We start from the raw sequence: 14,700 nt of genomic DNA on the forward strand, positions 1-14,700 counted from the left end.
GATGAAACAAGATTTTGTATTACCGAGTGAAGCGTACTTATTGAATCACTCGGTTGGAAGACCACTAAAAAGTGCCGAAACCCACTTTAAACAAAGCTATTTATCACCATGGCAAGATTCGGGCAGGGAGCCTTGGCAAGCTTGGCTGGCTATTATTACTGAGTTTCAACAAGCGTTGGGCCGACTTTTTAACTCATCATCTATGCAGTTTTGCCCACAAGTTAATTTATCGAGTGGACTTACAAAACTCATTATGGCTTTACCTGAGCTAAACGAAAACAGTGTTGTTTTAATGAGTGCGCAAGACTTCCCAAGTATGGGATTTGCGATGCAAAAGGCACTCCCTGACGGGGCGATAATTCGTTATATTCCCGAACATGAAGACATCACGAAAATTAACGTTTGGCAGCAACATTTAACTGCCGATGTCGATTTAGTTTTTGTTAGTCAAGCCTACTCAAATACCGGGCAGCTCGCGCCAGTCAATGACATTGTAAAGCTTGCTAAAGCCAATCATACCTTAAGCATTATTGATGTTGCGCAATCAGCAGGAGTTATAGCTTTAGATTTAAATAAGCTTGATGCTGATTTTATGATTGGTTCAAGCGTTAAGTGGCTATGTGGTGGCCCAGGAGCGGCCTATTTATGGCTTAATCAGAAGCATATTGAGCGATTAGCGCCAAAAGATGTAGGCTGGTTTTCACATGAAAACCCGTTTGAGTTCGATATTCACCACTTTGCTTATCACGATAGCGCTTTAAAGTTCTGGGGCGGTACACCCAGTGTTGCCCCTTTTGCTTTTGCCTCGCACAGCATTGACTATTTTTCTAAGCTTGGTGATAAGCTCAGGAAGCATAATCAATACTTAATAGACTTACTGATCCAACATTTGGGCGAACAAGTGGTTTCACCCCACGATAGAAATCACCGCAGCGGGACTGTGATTATAAATCCGACAATGGGTATAGAAGCAGTTTTAACTGAATGTGATAAAGATGGAATAAGCATAGATGCCAGATCGCATGGACTGCGTGTTTCACCACATATTTACAATGACGAAAAGGATATTATGAGACTTGTGAATATACTCTAGATAAATTTTCAGTATTGCACCGAGAAATTTACTATAAAGCCATTAGTACTCGCTAATGGCTTAGATGCTAAACGTATTAAGCCTTAAAAAAATCAGCCTGAACTTTACACTCTGTATCAGCGATAAGCTGAGTTGCGTTTCCAGAAAAATCGATATTACATTGACCCGGAAAATTATTATCTAGAAAGGCTTTATAAATATGTGCTTCTCGAAGTAATAGCTTAACGCTGAATTTTACTGTTTCATCGTTGATTAAATGTTCTGGTCTAATTGTGGTTAGTCCAGTAAAAGTATCTGTAAAATCCTCTTCTGGGAGTTTTCCAACCGTGATTTCTTTTGTACGTGAAACGATAATAGTATAAAGTTTTGGGCCTTCGACCAAGTTAAATCCCGAACATACTCCACTTGGAGTCTCTTTTACCTTAAAGACACATGAGGCACCATAATCGTACCATTCATTAAACGAGTTAGTCGCATTTACATTCAATGTGAAAAAACATGTAATACAGTAAATGGCAGTAGATATGGCATGTTTCATTTTATTTTTATACTGCATAATTTAAATTTCCTTATTAAGTTTTCAATTCTTTTGAAAAAGTAAAAACGCTAAATGTGGCAAAAATAAAAAACTATTTTGCAACGTTTTTATAGCATCTTATTTTCAAGTTGCTCTTTTGTAAAGCTTATAGGAACTAACCTGTTTAGATAATCTATTTATAATTTTTCAAATAGCTAAAAGCTTAATTTGAATGAATACAAATTGCTTTATATTCATTGAGCGTATTTGAAGTGTGTCGTTCGCCTTTAATATCGGGCTTATAAAGCAAAATGATTTGCAATCAATGGTAAACTTCTTTCAAAGTCACACTTGCATCTATATAGAGCAAGACTTAATATCCTTCGAAAATAATAATAATTCCTAATCATGTACCGTATTTCCCTCATTTTAATTTTTGTTTTGCTTTTAAGCGGTTGTGCTAATGCACCTAAAACCGATTCTAATCACTTAGCAATACGGCCTGTGTGTTGTGAAAACGTCACAGAAATGAACTTTGAAAAACAACCCAGAAAGCAGCAAATAATATACGATTTGAAAAAGCAAAGCGTTCGATCATTTGGGTCATTTAATAGCCCATTTTTAGCAATCGAAAAACCTGAAAACAGTCGTTTTGTGCAGGTATTTAGCTATGCCAATGGGTTGTTTGTAAATAACGCAACCTTTGTTTATCCGTTGCTACAAGTTTATGATAGTGATAAGAAATTAATTTCCTCACTTAAACCTTACGAAGCTTGGAAGAGTGGCTTGCCAACGACGCTCGATATGCAAGGAAACTTGTTTTACAAAACTCAGTTTACGCTACCGAAAAATGCTACTTACTTAGTGTTTTATGTCGATAGCAGCCTAGTTGGGGAGCAGGTGAGAATAAATTGGCGTTCAAACGTTGGCGGTAGTGAATACAAAACACTTCGATTTACTAATTACTCTGAGCTAGGGATCACGTTTCTTTAGTTTAAAAGTATTAACCTATAACTAAAATAATGAGTCAGGAAACCATGAGACTATTACTATCTTTTATATTGGTGTTGTTTTTAGCAGGCTGTAAATCAAGCCCAACTTACTTAAATACAGCTCAACTAAAACAACAATATCAGACTATCGGCTATGCAGGTTTTTATGTTGAGGAAGGGCTTGAAGCACATAAAGCACATTTAAAGTCACATTTACAAGCCCCAATCAAAGCTGCGCTTGTTAAGAAAGGCTTCACAGTGATAGATGCGAGTCAAGTCTATAAAACATATCACCAACTGCTAGATAGCGCAGACAATCTCTATGATCCATTAACCGGTCAAGAAAATGAAAACCTTAGAAATGACATCTGGAAACAAGCATTAACTCAAACTAAGGCTGAATTGGGCATAGATGCATTTATGTTTATGGGTGTGGACGTTGTGAGAGCGCATTTCACTCATAATATTTTTCTAGGTAAAGTTGCGAGATGGCATGGTCAAGAAGAGTCTTATTTGTCCGATTCTGCTAGCACGGGTGATGCCATTTTATCTTTTATGCAAGGTAAACAAGGTTATGTACCTGGTAGCCGAGTTTACATTCGCTTTCGTGACGAGCAAGACAACTTGTTGAGCATTGGTGCTGGTGGTATTGAACTTGTTGCTCAATTTAATGGGGATGGCGAGATAGAAGTGAAAGCTGAAGATAAAATCTTTAAAGATACTGCTAAGTTTGATTCGGCAATTCAATTTGCTTTGCTTGAACTTGAAAAGCATAAAGGTAAAAAGTAATGCGTGTTTTATTGATGATGCTTGTATTTGCTCTGACTGGTTGTAAGTCAATGTATAACAGTGACCCAGCTGTTGTTACAGAGCCAATTTTGGTTGGGCAAACTTCTAAAAGTAATGATATTGCTTATGTGTGGTTACCAACGGCCAATACCGGTATTAAAGCGCTTTATAAAGAAGCCTTTAATAACAATATGGCTGAGTTTTCAAATCATTATAGCCTTAGCAATCACTATAATGAGCTGCAGAATCACTTTGATGACTTCATCATAGAGCAGGGGGGAGCATTTAATCACAAAACGGGTGAGTTGAAGGTAGAGGTTTTATTAGCTGGTTTAACAAGCACGCATAAAAAAATGCAAAAAAAGCAGCCTACTTTTAAACAGTTAGTAGTACTTCACCCTATTGACTTTAATACGCGTGTAGAAAATGGATATGCACATTGGCATGGTGTTAAGCAGCAAATGGTGATTGTTGCGAGTAGTGCTGTTGAATATCGGGATGTGATGAGTTTAAAAGTACAATATTTCGATCCAATTGATGAGGCTTTTGAATATCACTTAATCGGTCTTGATATGCATGCGCCGAATTTAGAAGACAAGACAAAGTACTTTGATGTGATTAAGCATATTTTTAGACCAGTAGTCACTTGGAAAGAAAAAAACAACTCGTGAACTAAAAACTAACTTTCTAGCAAGTACATTGAATTTTTCATGTAAATAATTCAATGTACTTCGCTTCAAATCTAGGGTTGAATGTTTTTACTCACCATGGGTTTCATGAAAGTGATTGCCATGTTGGTGATGCCAGTGACCATCATGCTTATATTCCACCCGCCCATTTTCGATACGCTGTTTATGACCACATTCTAAACTGTGTGCATGTTTGTGTTTTTTATGCGTTTCAGTCAACGCTTCATGAGTATGTCCTGCGTGTGTGTGGTGATCATGACCATCATGATTATAATCAAAATGGTCAATATGCCACTCAGAGGCATGCCCGCATTTGGCATTATGCATATGTTTATGGCCATCATGTTCTTTGTGCTCACCAGCTATCACTGAACCTGCCAAAAGTAATGTTGAAAACAAAACAGTATTTCTCATGCTAATTTCCTTAAGTGGTTTTAAAATACCATTTTATATTTGTTCATATAATAAAAATGTCAAATTAAACAGTATGTTATAAGGTATCAGGTTCAGCTTTGATTGGTTGAGCAAATAATGTTCTTTTGCTCGAATTTTCAACACTTTGTTACAAACAATCAGTTGCTAACTACAAAAAAAAATATGTAATTTTATTTAATTTTTTAATGACTCAAGGATAGTTATGAAAAGTAAACTTATCGCATTGGCTGTATCAGGTTTAATAGCAAGCACATCCTCACAAGCGAACACGCTTAACAAAATTGAAATCGATAATGTGTTTTCAGAGATCAAATCAACCAGCCCTGGTTGTAGTGTGGGTGTGATCAAAGATGGAAAACTCATTCACAAAGCAGGCTATGGTTTAGCAAATATGGAGCTAAACGTGCCCCTTGATGGCTCACATGTTCACCGTATTGCGTCTGTTTCCAAGCAGTTTACAGGGATGGCAGTCTTATTACTTGCCGATGAAGGTAAAATTAATTTAAACGCTGATATTCGTAAATATCTACCTGAGCTTAGAGATTACAAAGAATCAGTAACGATTAATGCGATGTTAGGTCATTTTTCAGGCATGGGAGATTATGATTTTGTCGATGCAGAGCTAGATAAAGACGCCTTCAAACTTAAATCGACCATGGGTGGAGAGTTCCGCTTAGGTAAAGAAGATTATCTCACCATTCAAGAGTTTTACGATTACGTTAAAACGGTACCCTTAAGAAATAAACCGAATGAAGACTTCCGGTACAGCAACTACGCATATTTTCTTCTGTCTATGCTGGTTGAACGCGTATCAGGTGAGAGTTTAAGAGATTACAGTGAAGCGCGCATTTTCAAGCCTCTGGGCATGAGCAATACCTTCTTCAGTGATGAACCAACTGAAATTGTTAGAAATCGCGCTGATGGTTACAGTAAAAACAAAGAGGGTGAATACTTTACCAATATGACCAATCTATTCTGGGTTGGAGATGGTGGGTTACACACAACAGTTGAAGATATGGCTAAGTGGGACGCTTATTTTTATAACCCGACATTAGGTAAGCAACCTGAAAAGCTCCTTGCGAAGTTTATGCAGCCAAATAATGCTGAGATCACCATTGAAGGTCGAAAATATGCAAACGGGCAATTCATAGGTGAGAAAAACGATATTGAAATTGTTTATCACAGCGGTGGCTGGCTTGGCACAGTGACAAACTACGAGCGCATACCAGAGAAAAAATATGCTTCGATTGTGTTTTGTAATGATACGTCTGTTGATATTGCAAAAGTGGTCAAGGAGTTACGAATGTTGGTTCTGTAGTTTATTTTCAAAAGGCAAGTACTGTTGCCTCTTCTTGCCTTTTATTTCATTTCTTCACACCATGGTGATGCTAAATTAGGCTCAAGTAAAGGCTCTTTAGGCTGTCTGTTCTGACCTGGTGGAACAAGCACCTTTAGGTTTAGAGATTTAAGTAATAGCCTGACATTTTCATTGGCGTCATCATGATCCATTAAAAGTTTAACCAGCTCAGAAATATGTTGAGTTCGTAAGCTCGATACATTTTCAATGGCTATTGCATGTTTAACTTCATCTAAGAAAAGCAGATAGTCATGATTTTCGATTGCATACTCACGAATCTTGTTTTCTATATTAGCCCGATATTCTTTGTATAACGCAAGGTCTTGTTTTATGAGTGCAGTGGTTAAAATAGAGAACGTGAGTCGAACCGAGTCTCTATGTTTATTTTGTAATTGAAATAACTTGTTGGCTTCTAAAAAGTGGTTAAGCGCCTTATCTGCCTGGTCAATATGCAGAGCAATGTTACCTCGGACAATATGAATACCTGCGCTGATATTGGCATCTAAGACATCAAACTCAATTGAATCGAGTAACTGAAATCCGACGGAAGGTTGTCCTTGAACGCGGTAGGCTGTTGCTATGTTTGATTTCAGGGCCGCTGTGTAGTTAATACTTGTAGTTTTTGTTAAGGCGCAAGTAAAGTGCTGTATCGCATCTTGGTGTTGATTATTTTGCCTGTATGCCACACCAATATCATTAATAATATGCAAAGCTTTTTTTTCTGTTACGGCTGCAAACTGCTTTTTTTTCAAGGTTGTTAAGATATTCGTAAAGCTTTGCCAATCATATACATTGATTGCAGCCTTGATAGCGATACGATGAAATTGGAGTGCGTCTTCGTTAAAGGTATTTTGGTACTGGTGTTTTTGTCTTTTGTACTCAGCTAGCGCTTGCTTCGGATTGTTTTTTTCTAGCTGAGATAGATTCTCTATTAATTCAGAACTGACAGTTGCAGAGGCTGACAATAACAAAGACAACAATAGACTCATAAAAATGACCAAGCAAAACCGAACAATATAGTTATTGTAAACGTGTTGTGATTTTTTTAATAATACTAATTTGCTACTTAACTACGTGCTTCCTTGAAAACCGCTTAGTTAAAAGATATCTGGCTTGAAACAATATCAGCGTCATTGTCCAGCCAATGCGAGTAAAAATAGATAAACTGCGCGGTTTTCTCATCATAGTAGGCGCTCGAAACAAAGTCAGCTTCTGGTGGTAAGGCTAATTTATCTCGCTCTTCTAAGTTTGTTGATAACGTTACTAAGTAATTTTTACCAGTGTCTGTTCTGACATGAACCAGAATGTGTTGTTCTAAACTGAATGCGTGCACAATTTCTCCGTCATTAAATGACCACGCTTGTTCACCTTGTAAGTTAAAAACTTTATTGCGCTCCCAAACAGTTTGTTGATTTTCATTACTAAAAATAACTGTACCGCGTTGATTAAATACTTTGGTTGAGCCGGTGCTTAAATCAAAGTGTAAGGACGAGTTTGCTTGGTGAGTTGTTGTGATCAAGGTGTTTTTATCTTCTGACCAATGGTCAACTCGTACAATATAGACATCTGACTCTAAGGTTGTAATTTGATTGGTGGCAAGATGATACACAAATGCCTTGCCCGAGGCGGCAAAAGCAAGTTCAGTGTTATCAGGAGACCATATGGCTTTCGATATAAAATCACTTCGTAGACTATTGTTAAAGATCACCTCATCTTGTTCATTTTGTCTCAGAAATAACATTGGTGGCCCATGTTTTTGAGAAACAAAGACAATTTTCTCTCCATCTGAAGAAACACTTGCAAGGTAGTCTTCATATTTACTGTTAGATTTAAATATCCCTTCTAAATTAGAAAGAATGTCTATATTTTCGCTAAAAATCGTTGCGATTAATTTGCTATTTTGCAGCGAGACTTGAGTAAGTGGTGAGGTATCGAAAAACTGAACTGGAACAAGCTTTACATTGTTTATTTTCTCGTTATTTAGAGATTTACCATCGATCATTCTTACTTCAGGCTTAAGCGTATCAAAAAGTAAAAGTTGTGCTTTAGGTGCATACCAAACGAGGTGGTAAATAGATGATAGGCCCTCTTTTATCGAGGTAAAATCATAAGTATGTTTGCTAAAGCGCATTATTTTTTGGGCAGTTTGGTTTTGAGTAAGTGATATAAATACTGAATCAGGCGCCACTGCCAGTGAGTGTACTCGTGTACTTAATGGCAATGGGGCTAAAAAGGTAATCTGCTGTTTCTCAAAAGTGATCTCTGAGAGAAAAGGTATTGTTCTATCAGCTATTTGTTGAGTCGCCACAAAATAGATATGCCCATTAGTAGACGTAGATAGATGATCAACTTGGGTTACATCATCTGGCAAATTGATGCTGTGCCTAAAGGTAATAAGGCTATTTTCAACTTCATATATTTTTAGCTTTATCGAATCAGATTTAGGCTCTTTAAAGCTGACAATAATTTTATCATTATCTAACCAAGCAAATGTAAAGGGCTCATGCTGCTTTAGTAAAACATACTTGTTTGTATTAGAAAGCGTTTTTAAAACTAATTCAAAACCATCATGTTTTTGTTGCATGAAAATTAGTTTTTCAGCATCAAACGATAACTTACCTCTAGATTCCTGGTCAGTAGAGTGGGTAAGCGCTTTTGATTTTACAATAGACAGCTGTGCCTCTTGTTGTGACGGCACAATAAACAGATATGCCAAGAGTATACATAGCATGCAGGCTGCACAAATAAAGGCCAAAGTTTGATGTAATCTGGGCTTTTTGGTCTTGGTTGCCTCTATATCCGTTTTTACTTTCTTTATTTCTGGTGAAATCTCAAGACTGTAACCACGTTTTGCATGTGTCTGAATAATTTTCGCGGCCTTGCTGTCGTCTTTTAATGCCTTTCTTAATAGTGCGATCAAACGTTGCAGAGAGCTGGGGGCAAATATGCGATTTGGCCAAACCTGCTCGAATAAAAACTCTTGGCTGAGCACTTTTTTTGGGTGTTGTGCAAATACGCAAAGCAATGCCATTGCCTTTGGTTCAACTAATTCACAGGTTTCTCCATGACAAACTTGGTTTCTCTTTGCATCAATGAAGATATTATTTAGATAAAATTTGTCCATGGAAGTCATTTAACGTATTGATAATAATAGTTATAAAAAGCCTAAGTTATTCCTAAGAGAAACATTGCTGCGACTTTATCGCGTTTGAATCTACTCGTTTATAGAGTGAGTCCTATGTTTGTTTATAAGGCTTTTCTTATGGTTACTTTCTTACAAAAATTCGATTACGCGCGAATAGTTTGGCTGCTATTAGCATTTCTCATTACCCCTATAGCAACTGCGCAGGCGCCTAACATTACTAAAATAAAATCAAAAGTCTATGGCGAAACGAGAGAAATTCTCGTGTCTTTGCCTGCTAGCTATCAGCAAAATAAAGACAAAAATTATCCGGTTATATACCTAACTGATGCAAACATGCAGATGCCTCATGCTGCGCCTATGATCCATTACCTAGCGGGTGGAATATCAGAGTTAATTGTTGTGGGTATTCAGACCTTTGACCGTCACAATGAGCTAAGCCCGTATCATCAAGATGGTACTCTATTCAGTATAGCTGAAGGTGCTGAAAAGCTGTTGGCTTTTATCGAAACTGAGGTGAAGCCACTGATAAGCCAAACTTATCGAACTGCGCCTTTTGAGATATTGAGCGGCCATTCTTTAGGTGGCCTATTCACTATGTTTACTTTTGTGCGTCACCCCGAAAAATTTGATGCTTATTTTGCGCTCTCACCAACCTTAGCTTGGGCTGATGGCGAGATTTTGAATGAGATAGAGCAAAGCCTAGTGAATTCGGCAAATAATAAAATACTTGTGGCTTACAGTGAAAAAGAAACCCCGTTTGTAAATCAGTATGCTGCTTTTGAGAAATTCTTAACATTATTAAAAACAAAAGCTCCTAAGTCTCTTGATATAAGTGCTCGATTTATTTCAGGTGAAGATCATATGACGATTGCACACCTTGGGTTATATCACGCCCTCAGATATACATTTCGTGATTGGTGGTTATCGAGCAATGCCATGGTGGGAGCGCCAGAGAAATTTGATGCGCACTATGAGCGCTTATCGACTCGATTAGGGTATAAGGTGATACCTGAATTTAATGAGCTATGGGGACTAACAACTTATTTGATAAGAGAGCAACATTACGACGAAGCTCATTATGTGATTAACAAGTGGCAGGGTTTTTACCCAAAGCAATCGGCGCCTAATTATGAGTTAGCCAGGCTATTTCTTGCTCAAAATAAACCTTACCAGGCTGCCAATTCTATTCGGTTGGCTGTTGAATACGCACCACCTAATTCAAGACAGTACAGAAGGAGTAAAGACCTTCAACAAGAGATTAAGGATAAACTTTGAAAGTGATGTAGTGATGTAGTGATGTAGTGATGAAGTGTTGAGCGGTATTACCGCTCAACGCTATACAAATTATGGTTCAATTGGACAGAATTGACCACCGTTTGGTACCCAAACACTGCGAGTTTCCCAACGGCAATTATATGCAACTGTTTTACGCTCTTGTTGAGTGAAGAAAGTATCATGTTGATGGACATAAACACCGCCCGGTGCATAACCATAAGGGCCAGGAATTGTCCAGTCATTAGGACAGCTTTGACTAGCCAGTACAGTTTTAGTCGTCCAATCAGGATAAGTTGTCATTGAGTTTTTATACATTAACTTGTAGTGACACGTTTTGTATGCAATATCAGTGAGCTCAGTGCGATAGTCACACACACGAACACGACGCTCATCCCAATAACCACCACAGTCAGGGCTTGCAACCTGAGTGTCGTAAAAAGTATTAAAGTCAGTTGTTTTTATTTCTTTTTCAGCAGTGTTAGCTGCAGCATTAAAAGTGAGTGCAAGAAAAACACTTGCAATCAAAGTTGTAGTTTTCATTTCAAAATCCTTTGAAAAATTAAAAGAGGTACAATTGTTAACCTTATGTTTTATTTTGTAAATACCCTGCCTGTTGAATAATTTTAATACAGAAAGTTGAAATTAATTACTGAGATAAATGAGATGATTTTAGATTTATAGAGACAATTTACATTTAGATACTATTCTCATCGCATTTATTATTGCACTGATTGGTTTGCCTCGTAACATAGAGGGGTTAACAAACTGAGAACATCTAAAATGAAACTAAAAATCTCTCTATTAAGTGCAGCAGTTGTAGTTGCACTGAGTGCGTGTAGCAGTACGCAAAGCACATCACAACAAGTTGAACCTGTAGTACAAAAAGTTGACAAGCAATACGACAATATTTTATTGCAAAAGTATGCAGGACCTTATGACGGCGTACCACAGTTCGACAAAGTAACGATTGCGGATTTAGAACCAGCACTGGATATTGCAATTGCTGAAAACCTTGCAGAAATTGATGCGATTGCAAATAACCCTGAGAAGCCAACTTTTCAAAACACCATAGTGGCACTTGAAGCGTCAGGTGAAGCACTTGATCGTTTATTCCCATACTATGGCATTTGGGCAAACAATAACTCAAGCCCTGCATTTCGTGAGTTACAAAGTAAACTAGTGCCTAAGTTTTCTGCGATGAGCTCTAAAATCACGCAAAACAAAGCGTTATTTGAACGTATTCAAGCGGTTTACAATAGTGATGAGTTTAAAAACTTAACGGCTGAAGAGCAGCGTATTACTTGGATGCGTTACAACGGTTTTGCACGTAACGGTGCAACACTTTCGGGTGACAAAGCAAAGCGTTATGCTGAAATTAACTTAGAGCTATCGGGCTTACACTCTAAGTTTGGTAACAACGTTTTGGCTGATGAAGAAAACTATGTCGTTTATCTTACAAAAGATCAGCTAGCTGGCTTACCTAAGTCATACATCTCTGCAGCAGCGGCAGCAGCAAAAGCGCGTGGTCAAGAAGGCAAATATGCCGTAACGAATACGCGTTCATCAATGGACCCATTCTTAAAGTATTCTGAAGAACGTGAACTACGTGAGCAGGTTTGGAATAACTATTATAACCGTGGGAATAATGCGGGCGAAAACAATAACCGTGACGTGATCAGCCAAATTTTAAAGCTACGTCATGAACGTATTCAGCTTCTAGGCTACGAAAACTATGCACAGTGGCGTTTAGAAGATCGCATGGCAAAAGCGCCTGAAAATGCCATCGAACTGATGAATAAAGTATGGCCTGCTGCGATTGCGCGCGTAAAAGAAGAAGTAGCAGACATGCAAGCGGTAGCAGATAAAGAAGGTGCGAATATCACAATCGCGCCTTGGGATTACCGTTTCTACGCTGAAAAAGTACGTAAAGCGAAATACGACTTAGATTCAAACGAAGTAAAAGAATACCTTCAAGCTGATAAGTTAACTGAAGCCATGTTCTATGTGGCGGGTGAGTTATTTGATTTCACATTCACACCAGTACCTGAGGGTTCAGTGCCAGTCTTCCATGAAGATGTGAAAGTATGGGAAGTGAAACGTAAGTCTAACGGCGAACACGTTGGTTTATTCTACCTTGACCCATTTGCTCGTAAAGGTAAGCGTTCAGGTGCGTGGGCAACGTCATTCCGTTCACACACTACATTCCAAGGTAAGACAAACGTACTGAGCACCAATAACTCAAACTTTGTTAAAGCGCCAAACAGTGAAGCAACACTGGTTTCTTGGGATGATGCGAATACCTACTTCCACGAATTTGGTCATGCGTTACACGCACTTTCTTCAAATGTGAAATACCCAAGCTCAAACGGCGGCGTGCGTGATTACACTGAGTTCCAATCTCAGTTGTTAGAGCGTTGGTTATCAACTGACGAAGTGATCAACAACTACCTTGTTCATTACAAAACAGGCAAGCCAATGCCAAAAGAGTTAATCGAGAAGATCCAAAAGTCTTCAACGTTTAACCAAGGTTTCTCAACAACTGAATACCTGGCCTCTGCGATCATGGATATGAAATTCCATATGACTGATCCTGAGCTAATTGGCGATCCGGTTGAGTTTGAAAAAACAGAACTTGCGAAATTAGGCATGCCATCTGAAATCGTAATGCGCCACCGCACAACGCATTTTGGCCATATCTTCTCTGGTGAAGGCTATTCAGCAGGTTATTATGGCTACCTTTGGGCTGAAGTATTAACCTCTGATGCAGCAGAAGCATTTGCAAATGCACCGGGTGGCTTCTACGACAAAGACTTAGGAGACCGTTTAGTTCAGTACTTATTCTCAGTACGTAATGCAATGGATCCAGCTGAAGCTTATAACAAGTTCCGTGGTCGTGATGCAGAAGTAGGCGCGTTAATGCGTGACCGAGGCTTCCCTGTATCTGAATAATTTTTTAGCAGTTAGCTTTAAATAAAAGACATCAAGCCCAGCGATTGCTGGGCTTTTTTGTATAAGTATCAAACAACTCCATAAGCCAACATGGCATCAGCCACTTTAATAAAGCCCGCGATGTTGGCACCTTTGACATAATCAACATGTTCTTCATGTTCACCATGTTGCACGCATTTATCATGTATTTGCTTCATGATATTGTGCAGTTTCTCTTCCAGTTCCTCGTGTGACCAAGACATACGAATGCTGTTTTGCGACATTTCTAAAGCTGATACAGCAACACCACCTGCGTTTGCGGCTTTGCCCGGTGCATAAAGAATTTTATTATCATGAAACACCTTTACGGCTTCAGGTGTGCTAGGCATATTGGCGCCTTCTGATACCGCAATACAGCCATTTTCAGCCAATTGTTTTGCATCTTCTTCTGTAAGCTCATTTTGAGTAGCACAAGGGAAAGCGAGTTGTGCATTTATATGCCAAGGTTTTTTGTTTTCGAAAAACTCGCAATTAAACTCATTGGTCAACACATCTAGCCGTTTGCGTTGCTGGATCTTAATTTCTTTAATTTTATCAAGTTGTACTTGCGTGAGGCCATCAGGAATAAATAGTGTGCCACTAGAGTCTGAAAGCGTGAGCACTTTGGCATCAAGGTGTATTAGCTTCTCTGCACAATGAAGCGCAACATTGCCTGACCCTGATACTAAGCAAGTCTTGCCTTTAATGTCGTGCTGGTGGTGAGTGAGCATAGCTTGCATAAAAAACGCATTACCATACCCCGTTGCTTCAGTGCGAATAAGGCTGCCACCATACTCAATTGCTTTACCTGTGAGCACGCTTTCGAATCTATGGGTAATGCGTTTGTACTGACCGAATAAATAGCTGATTTCTTTTGACCCCACGCCGATATCTCCGGCGGGTACGTCCATATTAGGGCCAATATGTTGATAAAGCTGGGTCATAAATGATTGGCAAAAGCGCATGATTTCTCTATCTGATTTACCTTTAGGGTTAAAATCAGCACCGCCTTTACCTGCGCCTATGGGTAAGGTGGTTAAGCTATTTTTAAAGGTTTGCTCAAAGCCCAGAAATTTCAAAACGCTTAAACTGACTGATGGATCAAAACGAAGTCCGCCTTTGTAGGGCCCGATGGCATTGTTAAATTGCACTCGATAACCACGGTTAATACGGATATTACCCTGGTCATCTTCCCAAGTGACACGAAAAGACACAACCTTATCTGGTTCAGTCATTCTTTCTAGAATATGCGCTTGGTGATATTTTTTATTTTGATTAATAAAAGGGATTACTGACTCTGCAACTTCTTTGACTGCTTGATGAAATTCTACTTCATGCGGGTTCCTTTTAATGAGCCCGTCCATAAAGTGTTCTAGGGTTAAATTATCGTACATATGTTCACCTGTTAGGTTTTGCGTTGTTCCAAAAAGTGGGCTATTTC

General features: G+C 38.6%; 13 protein-coding genes. 7 read left to right on the plus strand and 6 right to left on the minus strand.

All coding sequences use genetic code 11. The annotated features are described in order from the left end of the window. The first annotated feature begins 1 nt into the window (after nucleotide 1). The gene (locus ACXAC4_RS05105) at nucleotides 2–1,093 is read left to right on the plus strand and encodes an aminotransferase class V-fold PLP-dependent enzyme (RefSeq protein WP_475159511.1); all 1,092 of its coding nucleotides are present in this window, start codon (nucleotides 2–4) and stop codon (nucleotides 1,091–1,093) included. A 76-nt stretch (nucleotides 1,094–1,169) separates the two neighbouring features. On the opposite strand, the gene ACXAC4_RS05110 is transcribed toward ACXAC4_RS05105, so the two are convergent. Then, nucleotides 1,170–1,649 (minus strand): hypothetical protein, encoded by a 480-nt coding sequence (locus ACXAC4_RS05110; RefSeq protein ID WP_475159513.1) that lies wholly within the window; start codon nucleotides 1,647–1,649, stop codon nucleotides 1,170–1,172. A 489-nt stretch (nucleotides 1,650–2,138) separates the two neighbouring features. Here ACXAC4_RS05110 and ACXAC4_RS05115 point away from each other — a divergent pair, with 489 nt between their 5' ends. Genes ACXAC4_RS05115 through ACXAC4_RS05125 form a run of 3 tightly spaced genes read left to right on the plus strand, consistent with a single transcriptional unit; the run spans nucleotide 2,139 to nucleotide 4,062 of the window. After that, nucleotides 2,139–2,603, plus strand: coding sequence for a hypothetical protein (locus ACXAC4_RS05115; protein ID WP_475159515.1), 465 nt, complete (start codon nucleotides 2,139–2,141; stop codon nucleotides 2,601–2,603). 44 nt (nucleotides 2,604–2,647) lie between these two features. Continuing rightward, entirely contained in the window at nucleotides 2,648–3,391 is a 744-nt protein-coding gene (locus ACXAC4_RS05120; RefSeq protein WP_475159517.1) for a hypothetical protein, read from the plus strand. Further along, entirely contained in the window at nucleotides 3,391–4,062 is a 672-nt protein-coding gene (locus tag ACXAC4_RS05125) for a hypothetical protein (RefSeq protein ID WP_475159520.1), read from the plus strand. Before ACXAC4_RS05120 ends, ACXAC4_RS05125 begins: the two co-directional genes overlap by 1 nt. An 87-nt stretch (nucleotides 4,063–4,149) precedes the next feature. Here the strand turns inward: ACXAC4_RS05125 and ACXAC4_RS05130 are convergent, their stop codons facing one another. Beyond that, nucleotides 4,150–4,494, minus strand: a complete 345-nt coding sequence (locus ACXAC4_RS05130) for a hypothetical protein (RefSeq protein ID WP_475159523.1) — start codon at nucleotides 4,492–4,494, stop codon at nucleotides 4,150–4,152. Between the two features lie 223 nt (nucleotides 4,495–4,717). Between ACXAC4_RS05130 and ACXAC4_RS05135 the strand changes: the two genes are divergently transcribed. Beyond that, nucleotides 4,718–5,833 (plus strand): serine hydrolase domain-containing protein, encoded by a 1,116-nt coding sequence (locus tag ACXAC4_RS05135; RefSeq protein WP_475159526.1) that lies wholly within the window; start codon nucleotides 4,718–4,720, stop codon nucleotides 5,831–5,833. Nucleotides 5,834–5,874: 41 nt separating this feature from the next. Here ACXAC4_RS05135 and ACXAC4_RS05140 read toward each other — a convergent pair whose 3' ends face one another. Further along, on the minus strand, nucleotides 5,875–6,861 hold the full coding sequence (locus tag ACXAC4_RS05140) for a hypothetical protein (protein WP_475159527.1): 987 nt from the start codon (nucleotides 6,859–6,861) through the stop codon (nucleotides 5,875–5,877). A gap of 104 nt (nucleotides 6,862–6,965) precedes the next feature. Continuing rightward, a complete protein-coding gene (locus tag ACXAC4_RS05145; RefSeq protein WP_475159529.1) occupies nucleotides 6,966–8,996 on the minus strand; it encodes a winged helix-turn-helix domain-containing protein in 2,031 nt (676 codons plus the stop codon). A gap of 114 nt (nucleotides 8,997–9,110) precedes the next feature. On the opposite strand from ACXAC4_RS05145, the gene ACXAC4_RS05150 reads away from it, so the two are divergent. Beyond that, complete coding sequence (locus ACXAC4_RS05150; RefSeq protein ID WP_475159530.1) at nucleotides 9,111–10,292, plus strand: alpha/beta hydrolase; 1,182 nt, start codon at nucleotides 9,111–9,113, stop codon at nucleotides 10,290–10,292. A gap of 69 nt (nucleotides 10,293–10,361) precedes the next feature. Here the strand turns inward: ACXAC4_RS05150 and ACXAC4_RS05155 are convergent, their stop codons facing one another. After that, entirely contained in the window at nucleotides 10,362–10,832 is a 471-nt protein-coding gene (locus ACXAC4_RS05155; protein ID WP_475159532.1) for a hypothetical protein, read from the minus strand. Nucleotides 10,833–11,072: 240 nt separating this feature from the next. Here ACXAC4_RS05155 and ACXAC4_RS05160 point away from each other — a divergent pair, with 240 nt between their 5' ends. Beyond that, nucleotides 11,073–13,241 (plus strand): M3 family metallopeptidase, encoded by a 2,169-nt coding sequence (locus ACXAC4_RS05160; protein ID WP_475159533.1) that lies wholly within the window; start codon nucleotides 11,073–11,075, stop codon nucleotides 13,239–13,241. Nucleotides 13,242–13,309: 68 nt separating this feature from the next. On the opposite strand, the gene gdhA is transcribed toward ACXAC4_RS05160, so the two are convergent. Beyond that, complete coding sequence (gdhA, locus tag ACXAC4_RS05165; protein WP_475159535.1) at nucleotides 13,310–14,653, minus strand: NADP-specific glutamate dehydrogenase; 1,344 nt, start codon at nucleotides 14,651–14,653, stop codon at nucleotides 13,310–13,312. Nucleotides 14,654–14,700 lie beyond the last annotated feature (47 nt).

Source organism: Pseudoalteromonas sp. AWM4_233 (assembly GCF_056158285.1).